At 66.5% G+C, this 16,314-nt stretch carries 16 protein-coding genes and 1 tRNA gene; 8 read left to right on the top strand and 9 right to left on the bottom strand.

The genetic code is table 11. The features are described from left to right. Positions 1–9 precede the first annotated feature (9 nt). Entirely contained in the window at positions 10–1,392 is a 1,383-nt protein-coding gene (locus tag BIU99_RS07395; RefSeq protein ID WP_064296835.1) for an LLM class flavin-dependent oxidoreductase, read from the top strand. A gap of 101 nt (positions 1,393–1,493) precedes the next feature. Here the strand turns inward: BIU99_RS07395 and BIU99_RS07390 are convergent, their stop codons facing one another. From BIU99_RS07390 to BIU99_RS07380, 3 genes are all read right to left on the bottom strand, one after another. Next, positions 1,494–2,735, bottom strand: coding sequence for an acyl-CoA dehydrogenase family protein (locus BIU99_RS07390; RefSeq protein ID WP_071260543.1), 1,242 nt, complete (start codon positions 2,733–2,735; stop codon positions 1,494–1,496). A 76-nt stretch (positions 2,736–2,811) separates the two neighbouring features. Beyond that, the gene (locus BIU99_RS07385) at positions 2,812–4,074 is read right to left on the bottom strand and encodes an acyl-CoA dehydrogenase family protein (protein WP_083397242.1); all 1,263 of its coding nucleotides are present in this window, start codon (positions 4,072–4,074) and stop codon (positions 2,812–2,814) included. Beyond that, positions 4,071–5,546, bottom strand: coding sequence for an LLM class flavin-dependent oxidoreductase (locus BIU99_RS07380; protein WP_083397241.1), 1,476 nt, complete (start codon positions 5,544–5,546; stop codon positions 4,071–4,073). Before BIU99_RS07380 ends, BIU99_RS07385 begins: the two co-directional genes overlap by 4 nt. A 191-nt stretch (positions 5,547–5,737) precedes the next feature. Here BIU99_RS07380 and BIU99_RS07375 point away from each other — a divergent pair, with 191 nt between their 5' ends. From BIU99_RS07375 to BIU99_RS07350, 6 genes are all read left to right on the top strand, one after another. Then, positions 5,738–6,274, top strand: a complete 537-nt coding sequence (locus BIU99_RS07375; protein ID WP_071260541.1) for a TetR/AcrR family transcriptional regulator — start codon at positions 5,738–5,740, stop codon at positions 6,272–6,274. After that, positions 6,271–6,633: a multidrug efflux SMR transporter gene (locus BIU99_RS07370; RefSeq protein ID WP_071260540.1), complete on the top strand. Its 363-nt coding sequence runs from the start codon at positions 6,271–6,273 to the stop codon at positions 6,631–6,633. Before BIU99_RS07375 ends, BIU99_RS07370 begins: the two co-directional genes overlap by 4 nt. Continuing rightward, positions 6,630–6,956 (top strand): multidrug efflux SMR transporter, encoded by a 327-nt coding sequence (locus tag BIU99_RS07365; protein ID WP_071260538.1) that lies wholly within the window; start codon positions 6,630–6,632, stop codon positions 6,954–6,956. Before BIU99_RS07370 ends, BIU99_RS07365 begins: the two co-directional genes overlap by 4 nt. 49 nt (positions 6,957–7,005) lie before the next feature. Beyond that, positions 7,006–7,692 (top strand): GNAT family N-acetyltransferase, encoded by a 687-nt coding sequence (locus BIU99_RS07360; protein WP_071260537.1) that lies wholly within the window; start codon positions 7,006–7,008, stop codon positions 7,690–7,692. A 119-nt stretch (positions 7,693–7,811) separates the two neighbouring features. After that, positions 7,812–8,318 (top strand): hypothetical protein, encoded by a 507-nt coding sequence (locus BIU99_RS07355; protein WP_139205370.1) that lies wholly within the window; start codon positions 7,812–7,814, stop codon positions 8,316–8,318. 96 nt (positions 8,319–8,414) lie between these two features. Next, on the top strand, positions 8,415–8,954 hold the full coding sequence (locus BIU99_RS07350; protein WP_071260533.1) for an AAA family ATPase: 540 nt from the start codon (positions 8,415–8,417) through the stop codon (positions 8,952–8,954). Between the two features lie 128 nt (positions 8,955–9,082). Here BIU99_RS07350 and BIU99_RS07345 read toward each other — a convergent pair whose 3' ends face one another. Further along, the gene (locus BIU99_RS07345; RefSeq protein WP_071260532.1) at positions 9,083–10,762 is read right to left on the bottom strand and encodes a hypothetical protein; all 1,680 of its coding nucleotides are present in this window, start codon (positions 10,760–10,762) and stop codon (positions 9,083–9,085) included. Between the two features lie 248 nt (positions 10,763–11,010). Between BIU99_RS07345 and BIU99_RS07340 the strand changes: the two genes are divergently transcribed. After that, a tRNA-Arg gene (locus BIU99_RS07340) sits at positions 11,011–11,083 on the top strand. 171 nt (positions 11,084–11,254) lie between these two features. Here the strand turns inward: BIU99_RS07340 and BIU99_RS07335 are convergent. From BIU99_RS07335 to BIU99_RS07315, 5 genes are all read right to left on the bottom strand, one after another. Beyond that, positions 11,255–11,896: an SHOCT domain-containing protein gene (locus BIU99_RS07335; protein ID WP_139205369.1), complete on the bottom strand. Its 642-nt coding sequence runs from the start codon at positions 11,894–11,896 to the stop codon at positions 11,255–11,257. A gap of 151 nt (positions 11,897–12,047) precedes the next feature. After that, a complete protein-coding gene (locus BIU99_RS19345) occupies positions 12,048–12,506 on the bottom strand; it encodes a hypothetical protein (RefSeq protein WP_254773593.1) in 459 nt (152 codons plus the stop codon). A gap of 153 nt (positions 12,507–12,659) precedes the next feature. Continuing rightward, positions 12,660–13,250 (bottom strand): hypothetical protein, encoded by a 591-nt coding sequence (locus tag BIU99_RS07325; protein WP_071260527.1) that lies wholly within the window; start codon positions 13,248–13,250, stop codon positions 12,660–12,662. Continuing rightward, positions 13,247–13,648 carry a hypothetical protein gene (locus BIU99_RS07320; protein ID WP_071260526.1) on the bottom strand — a complete coding sequence of 134 codons (402 nt, stop codon included), beginning with the start codon at positions 13,646–13,648 and terminating at the stop codon, positions 13,247–13,249. Before BIU99_RS07320 ends, BIU99_RS07325 begins: the two co-directional genes overlap by 4 nt. A gap of 465 nt (positions 13,649–14,113) precedes the next feature. Then, positions 14,114–16,045 carry an AAA family ATPase gene (locus BIU99_RS07315; RefSeq protein ID WP_083397239.1) on the bottom strand — a complete coding sequence of 644 codons (1,932 nt, stop codon included), beginning with the start codon at positions 16,043–16,045 and terminating at the stop codon, positions 14,114–14,116. Between the last annotated feature and the right edge of the window lie 269 nt (positions 16,046–16,314).

Below are 16,314 nucleotides of genomic sequence, written 5' to 3'. Positions count from 1 at the left end.
CGTGAGGGCATGACCGCCGCTCAGTCCTCCCGCCTCCAGTTCGGTGCCTTCGTGATGAACACGGGCTCCCACATGCAGCACGGCCTCTGGCGCCACCCGGACGCGAAGCAGCACACCTTCGACGACGTGAACCTCTGGGTCGACCTCGCGAAGACGCTCGAGCGCGGCCGGTTCGACACGATCTTCTTCGCCGACGTCGTCGGGGTCTACGGCGGCGCCGGGGCGTCCTTCGATGTGAACGCGCGTGAGGGCATGCAGCTGCCGAGCAACGATCCGTCCATGCTGCTGTCGGCGCTCGCGATCAGCACCGAGCACCTCGGGCTCGCGTTCACCTCGTCGATCCTGCAGGAGCACCCGTTCACCTTCGCCCGGAAGATCTCGACGATCGACCACGCGTCCGGCGGGCGGGTCGGCTGGAACATCGTCACGAGCTTCCTCGAGAACGCCGCGCGCAATTATGGGCTCGACCGTCTCGTCGAGCACGACGAGCGGTACGCCTGGGCCGAGGAGTACGTGGCGGTCGTCGGCAAGCTCTGGGAGGGGTCGTGGGACGACGGCGCACTCCTCGCCGACAAGGCCAGCGGCGTCTTCGCCGACCCCACCAAGGTGCACCGGATCGACCACGTCGGCGAACGGTACCGAGTGGAAGGCCCGCACCTGTCGTCGCCGTCACCGCAGCGCTCGCCGCTCCTGTTCCAGGCCGGCTCGTCCGGTGCGGGGAAGGCGTTCGCCGCGAACTACGCCGAGGTGCAGTTCATGATGGCGCCCAGCATCGAGGCGGCGCGGGCGTCCGCGGAGTCGACGCGCGCGCTCGTCGCCGAGACCGGCCGCGACCCGCGCGACGTCAAGTTCTGGCAGGCGATGTCGTTCATCATCGGCAGCACCGAGGAGGAGGCGAAGCGTATCGAGGCCGAGTACGACGACCTCCTGTCGGCCGACGCGTTCCTCGCGCACTCGAACCTCGGCACCGACCAGGCGACCGGGAAGCCGATCGACCCGGACACTCCGCTGAAGGACGTCGAGACCCAGGGCGGGCACAGCATGCTCGAGGCACTGAAGGCCCTCTCGCCGGACCGCGAGCCGACCGTCCGCGACCTCGCGAAGCTCACCGCGAAGCTGCGTGGCCGCGTGGTCGGCACGCCGGAGCAGATCGCCGACCACCTGGCCGAGTGGCGCGCGGCCGGGATCGACGGGATCAACGTCGCCAACTGGATGATCCCGCACTCCTACGAGGTCTTCGTCGACGAGGTCATGCCGGTGCTGCAGGAGCGCGGGCTCGCCCAGCGCGAATACGCGCCGGGAACGCTCCGAGAGAAACTCTTCGGCGCGGAGCCCACCCTCCCGGAGACGCACCCGCTGCGCGCCTACCGGGGCGCCTTCGCCGGCCGCTGACCCCCGCCCGCTCGGCAGCAGGACATCCGCCCGAGAACAGGACGTTTCGGCGCGGAATGTCCTGCTCTCGCGCGGATGTCCTGTTCTCGTGCCACGGCGGCCTACTCCGGCTTGGCCGTACCGACGGCCCAGACGAATGGCGGCGGCGTTCCGTTGATGGACCAGTCGCCGACGATGCGCGTCTTGTAGATCACGGGGTTGTGCGACGCGACCGTCCGGGCGTTGCGCCAATGGCGGTCGAGGGCGCTCGCGCGGCTGACGGCCGAGGCCCCGAGCGTGTTGAAGAGCAGCGTCGCGGCGCGTGGCACAAGCTCCGAGAGCACCACCTGCGCCTGGGCGGAGCGGATCTCGGCCTCGATGTTCGCCTGCAGGTCGTCCGCGGAATCACGGTCGGCGGCCGTCTCAGACGCACGCTCGATCGCCGCGGCGACTCCGAGGACGGTCTGCTTCGCGACGAACGCGATCGACGAGATCTCGCCGACGACCGCCTGGATCTGCCCGTCGTCCTTCACGAGTGGCGCGAGACCATGCGTGTAGACGCGGGTGCGCGCACGGATCTGCTCCCCGGCGTCGCGCTCGACCGCCGCCGCGATCCCCGCGTGCACGGCGATGAGCACGTGCTGGTAGAGCGCCGTCTGGTAGCGGAACCGGTCGGTGAAGGGGTGCAGCTGGTCGGCGTCGACGACGGCGTCCTCGAAGACGATCGTCCCCGTGCCGGTGAGCTGCTGCCCGAATCCGTCCCAGTCGTCGGCGATCGTCACACCCAGCTGGTTCGTGCGGACGAGCACGGTGACCTCGGTGTCGGGCTGCCCGTCGACGACCAGGCGCGCGGTGGCGTCCGTCCAGTCGGCGTAGATGCTGCCCGTCGTGTAGAACTTGCGGCCGTTCACGACGTAGCGGCCGTCGCGCTCGGTGACGACCGTTCCGGAGACGCCGAGTGCGCCGGAGCCGACCTCGCTCCAGGCGTTGCCGACGATCTCACCCGCGACGAACCGCTCGAGCCAGGCGGTGCGGCGGTCGCTCGGGGCCGCGACCAGCTGGTCCTCGACGAGGGCGATGTGGCCGCGGAAGATCTGCGGGAGGTTCGAGTCCGCCGCTGCGAGTTCGATCAGGAGCTCGGTGAACTCCGGGAAGGTGAGTCCCGAACCGCCGAACTCGGCGGGGACCCGGAGCGCGCCGAAGCCGGCGGCGGCGAGCTTCCGCACCTCCTCCCGCGGGAGCCGGTGCTCGAGTTCGCGCTCCACGGCGCCTGCCTGGATCTCAGCGAACAGCGGCAGGAGCAGCTCCCGGGCGGCCGCGAAGCCGACCGGGCGGGCGGTGGTGGAGGTGGTGGCGGAGGTCATGTGGTTCCGTTCCGGAGGCGGCGGTGGGCTGGTCGTGTGGTGGGCCCTTCGACAAGCTCAGGGACCAGACGAGCCCCTAGGTGTAGAGCGAGATCGGCTGCAGCTCGCCGTTCAGATGGTTCGCACCGACCTCGAGCTTCTTGTAGTCGACCGGGTCGTGGAGGGAGTGCGTGCGCACGTTCCGCCAGAACAGGTCGAGCCCCACGGAGGCCTTCGCCGAGCTGGACCCGGTGACCTCGAAGATGCGGTTCGCGACCTCGATGCCGAGCTCCGTGGAGACGACCTTGAGTTTGGCGATCTCGATGGCGATGGCGCCGCGGTCCTCCGCGGTCACGTCCGCTCCCCGCTCGATGATGCGGTCGAAGCGGGCGTTCGTGCGGTCGGCGAGCGCCTCGACGGCGGCGATCGACGACACGAACTCGCCGATGACGCGCTGCACGAACGGGTCGTCGCGGTAGGTCTCGGCGTGGCTGAGGAACCAGGCGTTCTTCCGTGCCCGGACGAGTTCCGTGCCCTGCGCGAGCGCACCCTCCGCGATGCCGAGGTAGAGGTTGCCGAACGCGAGCTGGATGCCGGGCGTCACGAGGGAGGAGAACGGTTCGTCGCCGACGGTGCCGAGAATGTCCGCCTGCTCGACGAGCACGTCCTCGAACCGCACGGACCCCGAGGCGGAGAGCCGCTGGCCGAGCGCGTCCCAGTCGCCGAGGTAGGCGATGCCGGCGCGGTCGTGGTCGAGGACGAACTGGAAGATCGTGCCGTCGTGGTCGCCGCCGCGGACGACCGCGTTGACGAGGATGACGTCGCCGGCGGAGGCGCCCGTCGAGAACCGCTTGAGCCCGTTGAGGCGGAACGCGTCGCCGTCCTGGGTGAGCGAGAGGTCGGGGTCCGTCGGGTTCACGGAGTCACCCCAGATCCACCGGCCCTCCACGGTCTTGCCGTGCCACTCGGCCTGCGTGGCCGGGTCGGCGGTGAAGCCGATGTTGCCCGCGTTGATGTAGTGGTAGGCGAGCAGCTGGCCGATGGAGGCGTCGACGCGCGACAGGATGCGGACGACCCGGAAGGCGCTCTCCCAGTGGCCGCCACCGCCGCCGAACTCGGCGGGGTCGAGCAGGTTGACGAGGCCCGACTCGCGGAGGAGGTCGAGCTCGGTGGTGGGGTCGAGGTTCGCGCGGTCGCGGTCGAGGACGTCGACCGCGAGCTTGGTGGCGACCTCGGTGGCGACGGCGTCCCAGTGCGCGAGCTCGGCGTCGTCGGCGGTGCCGGACCAGTGGGTGCGCCTATCAAGGACCGGCTGCCCGGTCACTGAGCCGGTCGAAGTGCTGATCGTGTCGGTGCTCATGCGGAGGCTCCTTCGGTGGCGTAGACGTTGTCGTCTGCCGCGTCGGCGTTGTCGGTGTCGAAGAGGGAGGGTGCCGTGTCGTCGGCGGCGGACGGCTGCCCGACGTAGGCGCCGCGGTACTGGTGGGCCGGGTGCCACTCGGGCACGACGGGGGAGCCGGTGCCGTTCAGTCGGCCGCGCAGCGTCCCCTCCGGGTACTCGTCCCAGACCCGACCACGGCGACGCAGCTCGGGCACGAGCAGGTCGACGACGGCCTCGAAGGTGCCGGGCGTGATGACGTAGGCGAGGTTGAAGCCATCGGTGCCGGCGACGTCGATCCAGCGCTCGATCTCGTCGGCGACCGTCGCGGCACTGCCGACGAACACGGGACCGATGCCGCCGATGCCGATGTAGTGGGCGATGTTGCGCGGCGTCCACTCGCGCTCCGGGTCGGCGAGCGTGAAGATCGCGAGCGCCGAGCGGGCCGCATCGGTGTCGACGTACTTGAGCGGCTTGTCGGGGTCGAACGACGAGAGGTCGAGGCCTGACCAGCCGCCGTAGAGGGTGAGGGCGCCGTCGAGCGAGATGTACTGCTGGTACTCCTCGTACTTGGCCTGCGCCTCCTCGTCGGTCTCGGCGACGATCGCCGTGGCGAGGGTGAGGATCTTCACGCTGTCGCGCGGGCGTCCGAGGGCCTCGGCGCGGTCGCGGATGTCGTCGGTCGTCTTGCGCGTCAGCTCCGGGACGAGCCCGTTGATGAACACCGCCTCACCGTGCGTGGCCGCGAACTGGCGACCGCGGGCCGAGGCGCCGGCCTGGAAGATGACGGGCGTGCGCTGCGGCGACGGCTCCGAGAGGTGGATGCCGGGCACCTGGAAGTGCTCGCCCCGGTGGTTGATGGGGTGCACCTTGGTGGGGTCGGTGTAGACGCCGTTCTCCCGGTCGATGACGACCGCGTCGTCCTCCCAGGAGCCCTCCCACAGCTTGTAGGTGACGTCGAGGAACTCCTCGCCGATGCCGTACCGGTCGTCATGCTTGATCTGGGTGGTGAGGCCGAGGTTGCGGGCGGCGGAGTCGAGGTAGGAGGTGACGACGTTCCAGCCGACGCGACCCTTCGTGAAGTGGTCGAGCGTCGAGAAGCGGCGGGCGAGGGCGTACGGCAGCTCGTAGGTGGACGCGACGGTGACGCCGAAGCCGAGGTGCTCGGTCGCCTTCGCCATGGCCGACACCTGGATGATCGGATCGCCGACAGGCAGCTGCGCCGAGTCGATGAGCGCGGGCGCGGAGGAGTGACGGTAGACGTCGTAGATGCCGACGACGTCCGCGATGAACAGGGCGTCGAAGGTGCCCCGCTCGAGGAGCTTGGCGAGGTCGATCCAGTAGTCGATGTCGTTGTAGCGGTGCGCCTGGTTGTCAGGATGCTTCCACAGGCCGGGCGCCTGATGGGTCACGCAGCTCATGTCGAACGCGTTGAGGATGATGCGCTTGCTCACAGGGATACCACCGGGTCGTCTCGTCGAGGCTGGGTCCGACGGCGATCACGGCGCCGTCCAGCACGACGGTACTCGGGGGCTCGGGTGCTCGCGAGGGGCCCGAAACAGAGCGTCACATGGGCCGCCGGGCGTTTGTTCCTCACGGTTCGTTCCCAGGATTACTTTACCTTACGTAAGCTAAAGTAACTCCCATGAGACCCAGTGCACGGAACGAGATCCTCGATGCGGCCGTCCGCGTCGTCGACGCCTCCGGAGAGGCGAACATCACCTACGAGGCGGTGGCGCAGGAGGTCGGTCTGACGAAGGCCGGCCTGCGCTACCACTTCCCCTCGCGGGACGCGATGATGATCGCGGTGATCGAGCACGTCGTCGCCCGCTGGCAGCGCGAGCTCGTGGAGGAGTTGGGGGCGCCGCTCGAGACGTCGACGCTCGAGGAGCGGGTGCGGGCCTTCGTCGCCTTCGCCGGGGAGGGCGGTGCGAGCCAGGGCGAGTTCGTCGTCTTCGCCGAGGCGGTCAGGCGTCCCGAACTCGCCGCTCCCTGGCTCGAGTACCTCCGGACCTGGTTCGGGTTCGGCGAGGACACCGATTCGACCTCCCTCCTGCTCGTCTGGTTGGCGGCGAACGGTCTCTGGATCGCCGAGGCGACCGGCATCCTCGACGTCGGCCGCGACCAGCGCGCCGACCTGGTCTCGCGACTCCTGACGCTCGCTGGAGGTGAAGCGCGATGAAGAAGTGGCTGATCCTCTCCGCCGCCATCCTGCTGGAGGTCACGGCGACCCTCTCGCTCCGTGGCGCCATCGAGAACCCCTGGTGGTCGATCCTCGCGGTGGCCGGATACGCGGGCGCGTTCGTCGCCCTGTCGCTCCTGCTCCGGATGGGCGTGCCGATCGGGGTGGTCTACGGCATCTGGGCTGCGGCCGGCGTCGCGCTCACCGCGGTGCTCGCCTCGCTCGTGTTCGGCGAGCAGTTCACCTTCACGATCGGACTCGGCATCGCGATCGTGATCGCCGGCGTCGTGCTCGTGGAGACGGGCCACGCGCCGGAGTCGCCGAAGCCCGCCGCGACGAACGAGGAGGTCGGCGCATGACCTGGTTGCTCCTGGCCGGTGCCATCGTCACCGAGGTCGCCGCGACGCTGTCCCTGCGCGCCTCGGAAGGCCTGCGGAAGAAGCGGTGGATCGCTCCCGTCGCCGTGTTCTACGTGACCGCCTTCGGGTTGCTGACCATCGCGCTCGCGAACGGGATGCCCGTCGGGATCGCCTACGGAATCTGGGCCGCCTGTGGGGTCGCGCTCACGGCCATCGGAGCGCGCGTGCTCTTCAAGGAGAAGCTGACGCCGAAGATGATCGTCGGCATCGGCCTGATCGCGGTCGGTGTGCTCGTCATCGAGCTCGGTTCGCAGGCGCACTGACCTGCGCGGATCGTCGCCCCACACCCACTCTCCGTCCGAAAGGAAACGCGTGTTCACCATTGCTCCCGCCTCGCCCGCCGACCTCGAGGAGGCCGCGGCCGTGCTCGCGACCGCCTTCCGACAGGACACGGTCACCTCGACGCTCGTCTCCGGTTCCGACCGTGAGCGTCGGCTCGCCCTCCTCTTCGAGGCGATGCTGTGCTCTGGTGCGGCGTCGAGTGGCCGCGTCGACCTCGCTCGCCGGGACGCCGACGGCGTCGTCCTCGGTGTCGCCGTCTGGGAGACGCCCGACGCCCGCCACTCCGTGCTCGACCAGGTGCGGCAGCTGCCGAGGTTCGCCCGTGCGCTGGGACTGCGCGGACTTCCGCGAGCCATGCGCCTACAGCGGACACTCGGCCTGCACCGTCCGGTCGAACCGCACTGGTACCTCGCGCAGATCGGCGTCGGCGACGGCGCTCGCGGGGCCGGTGTCGGGGGTGCGCTCCTCGAGTCACGCCTGCGCGCCATCGACGCCGACGGCCTCCCCGTGTACCTGGAGTCGTCGAACGAGCGCAACCGCGCGCTGTATCGGCGAAGCGGATTCCGGAGTATCGCCTCGATCATGGGGATCCCGGGCGTGACGCCGGCTGCGATGTGGCGGGAGGTCGCACGGTCCGCTCCAACGTCGACCGTCCCGGCTTCGACGGACAGGTGGGCGTCGGCGGTCGTTGACGCTGGACGCCCGTTGCCGGCCTGACCATGGCCTGACGGGGTGGGGACCGGTACCCATTGAACGGATGTCGGGTCTACGGCATCCTCGTCGTGAGCGATACCGCTCGTGACCGACAGCCTTGGGGGGCTCCTGTGGACAGCAACGTGCTCGCAATCATCGCCATTCTCGTCCTGCTCGCCATCGTCGGGCTGGGGGTGTTGAAGGGACTCGGCCGCCGGAAGCTGCGCGAGACGGCGACGAACCGTCGCGCCACCAAGGTGCCGGAGATGCTGCAGGAGTTCGGGCGCTCGGTCGTCCTCGGCACGGACCCCGCCGGTGCGACCGCGCTCATCGAGGGGCTGCCGAAGCGCAAGGCCAAGTCGCTGCGGCCCGGCGTGTGGGGCATCGATTACGTCGCCAAAGACGATGTCACGATCGAGGTCCACTCGACGGGCGCAGGTTCCGAGGTGGTGGTGACGTCGCTCACCGAGTACCTCGGCTTCCCGCAGGGCCTCGACGGCTGGCAGCGCTTCGCCACGCAGCTGGAGGAGGCAGCGAAGGCGCAGGGTGTCCCGGTGCAGCGTGGTGCTCGGGCGTTCCAGTACCTGCCGGCACCCGCGAACACCCTCGATAAGGCGCGCTGGGTGCTCGCCAAGGTCGTCGCTCGATGAGTCACCTCCCCTGAATCGCGGCGGCGCTCATTCACCCCTCCGCAGGAGCGGTGGAGGCACCAGCACCGTCGTGGCCGCGACCGATACCATCGGGCAATGCCCATTGCGAGGTTCGACACCGTCCTGATCAATGGCAGCGTGGGCACCGGGAAGACCTCCGCTGCCGAGGCAGTCGGTGAGGCGTTGCAGCGATGCGGCGTTTCAGGCGCGGTCATCGACGTCGACTGGTTGCGCCGGTCCTGGCCTGCACCGGAGGGCGACCCGTTCCGGACCGCTCTCGCTCTCGAGAATCTGCAGGCGATCACCGCGAACTTCCGGCGCGCCGGCGCAGCGGTCGTCGTCGTCGCCACGGTGATGGAGACGCCCGACCAGCTGCAACGCACCACCGTCGCCCTCGGCTCCCCGAGGCCGCTGCACGTGCGCCTGACCCTGGATCCGGACGTTGCGCGCTCGAGGTTGGCCGGACGCCACGGTGACGACGAGGCGGCGCTCAGCTGGCACACGCGGCGTCACCCCGAACTGGCGGGCGTCCTCGAGCGGGCCGGATTCACCGACGACATGCGCATCGACACGACTCACAAACGGCCCAGGGAGGTCGCTCGAGAGATCCTCTCGGCAATCATCGCCGGTCCCTGAGCTTGTCGAAGGGCGGGGAGCCCTCGTCTGGTAACTGAGCCTCCCTCCGGTCCCTGAGCCTCCCTCCGGTCCCTGAGCCTCCCTCCGGTCCCTGAGCTTGTCGAAGGGCCCGCCGACCGCTCTCTCGCCTACAGGTTCCCGAGGTAGGCCATGCGCTCGCCGCCGAGTTCGATCGCGAGCGCCCGCTGCCGCTTCACCCGTCGCCATCGCACGATGAAGAGCGCCGTCCCGGCGGCCGTGAGGACGAGGCTGACGCCGAGCATGATCGGTCCGGTCGCGCCCAGCTCCTCCGGGTCGATGGAGAGCAGTGCACCCGCGAGGACCCCGACGCCGCCGACGCAGGTGCCGAAGTACGCTCCGGCCGCGAACAGGCGCGACGCGGGGATCGGGCCGAGGAAGTGCTGCAGCAGCACGGGCGGGAGCCCGCGGCGGCGTTGCTCCGGCCCGCGCCGCTCGAGCCAGTCGAGGGAGAAGCGCTGGGCGACGTGGATCTCCCTCGCCCGCGCGATGCCGCCGACGATCCACGCGACGAACGCGAGCAGTGCCGAGCCGACCACGGCGACGGCGACGAGCGCGTTCGCATCGGACGGCAGGAGGCTGTCGATGACCCCTTCGGCGATGGCTGCCCCGAAGATCGCGAGCAAGCCGACGCCGGCGAGACCGATGAGGATCCAGTCGCAGATCCTCCGGAGGGTGCGTGCGCCCACCGTCTCCGGGATCGGTTGCAGGTGGACGACCTCGTCGTCGTCCGCGAGCCAGGAGCGGACCCGCGCCCGATCCTGTGGCGGAATCCACGATGGCAACTCGCGTCCGTCGTCCGGGCCGACGCGCTCCGCATCCCGATTGCCGAGCGCCCCATTCCGGTCACCGAGCTTGTCGAGGTGCACCCGGTCGACGATCTGCTCGGCGGCCAGCCGGGCCGGGTCGTCCGGTCGACGGAACCGGTCGTCGTCTGTGTCGTCGTCGACCGCCGTCGCCTCGTCCTCGTCAGCGATGATCGACCCGTACTGCGGCGCAGGCGGCACCAGGGGAGTCGGGTTCGGGGCATCGGGCGCCGCCGGAGCGATGTCCTGATGCGCGCGCACGACGTCCTCCACTGCGCCCTGGGCGGCCCGCATCGCTTCGTCCCGGATGCTCCGGCCGAGCGGCCCCGCGGCCTGGACCACCGCTTCGAGCAGTTTCACGTCGCCGGTGGACTCCGCAACGGCGATGCAGTCGGCGATGAACCCGCGTCGACCGATCATCACGTCCGAGCCCTTCCCAGCGAGTGAGCGGGAGATGCGTTCCCGGCCGACGTCGAGTGGATCCTGGCCGGTGTCGTCGGGGATGCCGCTGCCGGCGATGAGTGCGACGAGCGGCACGAGATCGGAGGTGGGGAGGCTGCGGAGCCACCCGCCGTTCACGATGATGCGGGCTCGGGCTCCGGTGTCGGTCGTGAGTCGCAGGCTGAGGGCGGGCGTGGTGGCGGCGGGATTGCGGGTGAGGAGTTCGCCGCTCACGATCGAGCGCAACGGGATCGTCTCGCCCCGGAAGAGCGCGGTGCCGCGGCCGACGTCGACCCCGACCGGGCGGAAGGCGGTCCGGAGGTAGGACAGGCAGATGCCGGCGGTGATGACGAAGAAGACCGGGATGACGATGAGTGCTGTGCGCGCGATGTCGAAGATGCCGTCGATGACGCTGCCGGTGATCCAGCCGAGGACGCCGCCGAGGATGCCCGACAGGATCACGATGAGGACGAGGTTCGCCTGCACGGGCGGTCGGCCGATCATCGTGAAGCCGTCGTTCGTCGGTCCTGGTGCTGCGCTCACGTCGTCCTCTCGGCAGGTGGTCGCATCGACTGTTCCACGTCGGCGCCCGTCGTGTCGATGGGGAGCCCATCCGTGGTCTCCGAGCCGCACTCGCCCCTGAGTCACCTCCTCCGGTCCCTGAGCCTGTCGAAGGGCGTCACCTTCCCCGGTCCCTGAGCTTGTCGAAGGGCGATTCGCGTCTTCGGCTTCCGTGTTGTAGGCTCTACTTCGGCCTGCCGAGCCGAAGTTCTCTTCTCTCAGCAAGCAATGCGCCCGTAGCTCAACGGATAGAGCATCTGACTACGGATCAGAAGGTTGGGGGTTCGAATCCCTTCGGGCGCACATTGTGAAAAGCGGTCCACTTCGGTGGGCCGCTTTTGTCTTGCCTGGACGAGGGCTGGCCATCCCCGTGAATCGTAGCCTTCGGTGTCCTGGCGTGAAACGGCCCACCGCCGGGGGAGGCCCAGTCTGCTGCTGCTGTTCGAATCGCGAATCTGCGTCAGTGGCACAACATCAGAGCCGGGCCAAGAGCTCCGCCTTCTTCTGGGCAAACTCCTCGTCGGTGAGTATGCCCGCGTCTCGAAGAGAAGCGAGCTTGTGGAGCTGCTCGACTGCGTCAGAACGCATCTCAGGGGTTGACGTCAGTTCCTGTGGCTCATGGGTGCTGGAGGATGAGCGATCTTTCACGATGCCGGAGACCAGGTCGAAGGCCCTGTCGGCGAGAGTCGGAGTGGTGGTCGTAGCTTCAGATGTAGCCGAGACGGTCGGAACGACCGTCGGGATGCGCTTGTCGCGGAGGACGAGCTCCAGGTGGGTGAACAGCGCGTCCGGCAGTTTGAGGAGTGACCGCTTGCCGTCCAACCAATCAACGCGCACCTGGTGATCGGGCCTCTTGGATTCGAAGGCCGCCCCAACCGCGGCGGAGGCCGCCTTGCCGAACCGGCCAGGGAGGGCGACGCCGGCGGCGGCCTTCCCCATGGCGGTGAACGCTCCGTCTTTCGCCTCCACGACTACCTCTTGCCAGGCGTCAACGGTACTCTCCGTGAGCCGACGGCCTTTGAGTCCTGTCTGCACGACAAGGTCACTTCCAAACGTGGCGGTAGTAACACTCGCGTCCAGATACGCACCGCCAATAACACGTCCAAGTGAGCTCATACAGAGACTCTATTGGCTCAGGAAGCGGAACATCCCGTGCCGTCACCATTACCTCGTCACGAAGTTCGGGTACGGAGTAGTCGTCAGAACAGGAACGACTTTGGTGCTAAGCGCTTCTGGCGAAGTGAAGCAGACCACAAGCTCGGACAAGTCACCATGTGGGAAGAGAAACTCTCCACGGATGGTCTGCGGGCAAGCCAACGCGCGGTTCCAGGGCAAGATCGCGATACTCGGGGGGAAGGAGTACCGGACACTCGTGCTCGTCGATGTCGAGCAGATCCCAACGATCTTCGTACTGCTCGAACGTGCGAACGTGGACGCGGGAACGCGACGCGGACACGTTGCGCGTTCCTACGGGGATCCCGGGCTCAGTCAGCCAGTGTTGATGGGTGATCCAGGCTGCAGCAGCCACATGCGCGCGAGGCAGTACGAAGAACCGGGGCGCGATCGCCAGGTTGGCAAGCACACCCACCATCACGAAGTACTCCTGTTCTGAAGCACTGGGCGTTTGGCTCTTGTCGCCAAGCGGCCAATTGACGTATTTCCACCCGGAGTTCATCGCTGTCTTGACTTGGACCTCAATGAGTCGCCGTTGCGAGTCAGTCTTCACGGCGAGAATGTCTGTTCGCTCGAGGCCGTCGCGAGTGAGCGCTGGCGCCCATCCTCTTCGCGCCAGCTCTGCAGCAGCGTAGTGCTCACCGATGGTCTTCGTTTGCTTTGTATCCACCATTGTTACAAGACAACAGCATGAGGTAACTCGGTGCTAGACGAGCGCTTGCGGATGACGGTTCGGCACTGCTCCGAGGTCGACATGGTCGCCGGGGTCCGGAACCACGACCGGCTGAGCGAGCGGATCCGCGAACTGAACTGTCACGTTCGCTCCGCCCGGTGCTGCATCAACGGTGACGGCCACAGATCCAAGCGACTCCGCAATGGCCGACGCTGCTAGCGCGAGCCTGTCTCGCTCCAGGCCCATAGGGATCAGGACACTGAGCACCTGAGAGTGACCAGTCCACGATGCCGACCGGATCGTAGGAACTTCCGGCGCAGACTGCGCAACTCGGACGGCGATCCCAAGCCGGAGCATCAGCTCGGGCCAGACGGCAAGGATGTAAGCGGACTGACGTCGCCGCCGGACATGGAACTGGTGGAGGGAGAGGTTTGGGCCGTCCCGGTACCGCCAAACGAGGGCGATGAGGATGAGAACGAGTACTGTCGCGCCCAGAACGACTTGGGCCGGTCGCCACTGTCCGAAGAGGACGATCGTCGCAACGAAGAGAACCGCGATCACCTTGTGTTGCTTGATGACCGCCCTGAGCGCAGCACCATAGTTGCGGAGTTCGGCGATGATCATGAGTCGCCGGTCTTCCGAGAAGCGGCGGGACGGATACCGCTTGCGCGCAGCGAGTACGCGACGCGAGGGCGGCCACTTCCCTCCTTGACGTAGGGCACGACGACGAGATCGTCGAAGATGACGGGGCGGAAGGGGAGCCCAGGCAGCTCCGCAGGCAGAGCGGGAGGTGTAGCTGCCACAACCTTGACGGTGACCTCGCCCTGGCCTTTGGGAGCCTCGGGGTCGGTGTCGAACACCCGGACCGTCCACAGTGGCTTCCCGGTGTCCTTGTCGTGCTGCTGGCCGGCTGGCTTCCCATCAACGAACTCGATGAGCGGCTCCGCATCGCCGACCGCGTAAGCCGGCCCGCCGAAGTAGCTCTCGCTGTTGACCGGCAGGCCTGATTTCTTCACTGGCATGGTGTTCCTCCTGGATCGGGTGCGCAGTTGCGCACAACCTGTGTTCCAGGAAGATGTTCCTCAGGACCCCTTGATTGAATCCTTGATTGAATGGTCCAAGCAGCAGACTTCAGTCCTGAGAGCGCGGCTCGACGGGGTCGCCCCTGTAACGCCCCTGCACACCGGCGCAACACGATTCCGGAACCTTGGTCGAGAACGCGGCCACCACGGAACCGCTGTGGCGATGGCAGCCGAACCGCAACACTTTCCAGTTGAATGCATGGGCTGATGCATCAGCAAGATGCCATAGCAAAGTGACCGAGGTCTACACGTACCAAGCCACTATTGCGTCCGGTGCAGCCAGCGGCCAGCCGCCCGAGAATGGTGAATCATGCACAAGGGCTGTTGGTTCGAGGTCGATCTAGAGCCCTGGTAGGTCTATCACAGGCACCGTTGCCTGCAGCCCAAGAAAAGGAAATCTACTCGTCAACCCCACCCATCAGCGGCGCCGCTGTCTACGGTCACCACGTTCGCCTCCCCAGGGTGGGGAACCGTGGGGACCGTCGGGTTCTGGTAGTCAAAACGCACGGCACGCCAGTTCGATGACAGCTTCGCGGGGATGTCGTTGTCCGCAATGATGACCTGAAGTCGACCAGGGTATGCGATGGACAAGGTGTCAAGCTCGCGGTAAAGCTGGTCAACGAGACGAGCGTTCTTCTCGCCGATCGACTTACGTGGAGTGTCGAGAATAAGCAACGTTGGATACAACGTTTGTCCATCTCTCAGGGCAACAGAGAGCATTGCTACCCAGTAGGAGCAGATTAAGGCTGTGGCGATACCTCCTGTGCTGAGTCGATCAAACCTGAGGTTGTTCGCAAACGGCAGGTAGGTATCCGGATTAATCGTCGCGGAGGTGACTGTCGGTATGCCAATCTTGGCGATGACTCGCCAGTACTCGCTGCTGAGCTGGTCGATTACCTCTGCCTTAAGCTCAGAGGTGCCTGCAACAATCTCTTTCTGTTCAGATTGGTTGGATCTCAGGCGTTCGCGAGCTTCAAGCACGACGTGTTCAAGGTCCTGTACAAGATCCCACTGTCGTAAGAGGTTCTCCAGTTCCGAGATCTGCGCCTTCGATCGAGCAACCGCCGACGATGCGTCCGCGTACTGCTCGAGCCTGGGGCTTACGAACTCCTGGGTCCGTTTGTCGAGCAAATCGTCCAAACGCTTCAGATTCTCTTTGGTGCCATGAGCGCTCTCTGCAAGACGAGCAGCCTCCACTTCGCCCGCTCGAAGTAGAATCTGCACCTCCGTCAACTGTGAATCGAGTCTGGATCTCTCATCCGCGCTACGCCGGAGCAAGGACTCTGTCGGGACGGGCTCAGGCTGGAGGCAGAGCGAACAGCTGTGCTCTGGGATATCGCGCTGGGTGATCGATTGGACGCAGCGGGGGCAAACGACGAAGTCAATAGGCGCAAGTATGGACTCCGCACTTTCAACGCGATCGGCGCTTGCCGTCCGCGACCTCAGCTGACGTTCTAGCGCCTTTCGTTCCACCTGATCGCGGCGCACCATCTCAGCGCGTTCCTGGAGCAGTGCCAACTCAGAGCGAGTGCGGAGGACCAGCTCACGCACTACGCCGACGTCCCCTCTAGATCTGGCCGAATCCGCCTTCAGCGACTCAACATCCATCAGGCCGCGCTGGAGACTCTCCTTGGCGGCAGTCAGCTCGATCTCAGCCTCGATGCGGCTGCGAGTGCGGCTCTCGCGCAAGAAAGATCTAACCGTGTCTTCTCGCCGAGCAGCCTCGTCAACTTCTCCCCGGATAGTGCGTTCGAGCGCGCGAAGTTGAAGCAACTTGGCATCCGAAATGCCGAACAGAATCTCGAAAACCGCCTTGCGGGCCGACTCAGAGAACTTATCCGTGTTGTGCGCAACACTACGGTCAATCTCGCGTTGCTCGATATACAAGTACGGAAGGAAATTGTTGAACGTCACTCGTGACGTTTTGTTTGCGGTAGTAACTTTCGCGTCGGTCGGAAGACCGATCGCCTCCAGGAGAACATCACCAATAGTACGGTCCGAATCTGGGCCAGGCAAATGTTTGACGCGAAATTGTCCGCTAAGCTCTGGCTTGTCGGTATCGACCGTAACGAATCGATGGTCTGTCCCCAAGCGGCGAGTTAGGCTTAGCCGGCCGTTCTGCGTTGAGACAATGACCGTCACGGAACTCACGTGATCGCGAGCGACCGGTGATAGTCGCGCGTCGCCGCCGAGAGCGTACTTTATGAGCTCAAAGAGAGTTGTTTTACCGACACCCACCGGACCCGTCAAAACAGTGAGCGGCCCCTGAAACGTGTGTGCGACTGGGCCGTCAGAGGTCTCTAGGTGAACGCTGTCGATTCGTAGTTGAGTCGTCATTGCATAACCGTTCGATAGGGTACGTTTAGCGCTGCCGGAAGAGCGGTGTAGATCGCATCCTTTAGGCGATTGCCGGTCTCGAGCCCGAATTGCGACGCTACCGAGTGATATGAATCAAAAACTGCGGACCACCGTGAATCCTGTCGTAGTGTCTTTATCAGCTTTCTGCCCTGCGGTGAGAGTGATATAGCCACTCCGCCCCGACGTCCCTTGGCATAGCTTGCAAGGCCTCTGCCGACCAGAGCTCCTAAGACTGGATAGTATCGGTC

Origin of the sequence: Plantibacter sp. MMLR14_011 (genome assembly GCF_001865025.1) — a bacterium.
Taxonomy (GTDB): Bacteria; Actinomycetota; Actinomycetes; order Actinomycetales; family Microbacteriaceae; genus Plantibacter; species Plantibacter flavus_A.
Note: the sequence above shows the minus strand (reverse complement) of the source record. Positions and strands in the feature narration are given on the sequence as shown.

What these genes read in the sequence shown, in the direction of transcription:
- BIU99_RS07395 (WP_064296835.1), top strand. Translation starts at nt 10, where the DNA reads ATGACCGCCGCTCAGTCCTCCCGCCTCCAGTTCGGTGCCTTCGTGATG.
- BIU99_RS07390 (WP_071260543.1), bottom strand. Translation starts at nt 2,735, where the DNA reads ATGACCTCCGCCACCACCTCCACCACCGCCCGCCCGGTCGGCTTCGCG.
- BIU99_RS07385 (WP_083397242.1), bottom strand. Translation starts at nt 4,074, where the DNA reads ATGAGCACCGACACGATCAGCACTTCGACCGGCTCAGTGACCGGGCAG.
- BIU99_RS07375 (WP_071260541.1), top strand. Translation starts at nt 5,738, where the DNA reads ATGAGACCCAGTGCACGGAACGAGATCCTCGATGCGGCCGTCCGCGTC.
- BIU99_RS07370 (WP_071260540.1), top strand. Translation starts at nt 6,271, where the DNA reads ATGAAGAAGTGGCTGATCCTCTCCGCCGCCATCCTGCTGGAGGTCACG.
- BIU99_RS07365 (WP_071260538.1), top strand. Translation starts at nt 6,630, where the DNA reads ATGACCTGGTTGCTCCTGGCCGGTGCCATCGTCACCGAGGTCGCCGCG.
- BIU99_RS07350 (WP_071260533.1), top strand. Translation starts at nt 8,415, where the DNA reads ATGCCCATTGCGAGGTTCGACACCGTCCTGATCAATGGCAGCGTGGGC.
- BIU99_RS07335 (WP_139205369.1), bottom strand. Translation starts at nt 11,896, where the DNA reads ATGAGCTCACTTGGACGTGTTATTGGCGGTGCGTATCTGGACGCGAGT.
- BIU99_RS07325 (WP_071260527.1), bottom strand. Translation starts at nt 13,250, where the DNA reads ATGATCATCGCCGAACTCCGCAACTATGGTGCTGCGCTCAGGGCGGTC.
- BIU99_RS07320 (WP_071260526.1), bottom strand. Translation starts at nt 13,648, where the DNA reads ATGCCAGTGAAGAAATCAGGCCTGCCGGTCAACAGCGAGAGCTACTTC.
- BIU99_RS07315 (WP_083397239.1), bottom strand. Translation starts at nt 16,045, where the DNA reads ATGACGACTCAACTACGAATCGACAGCGTTCACCTAGAGACCTCTGAC.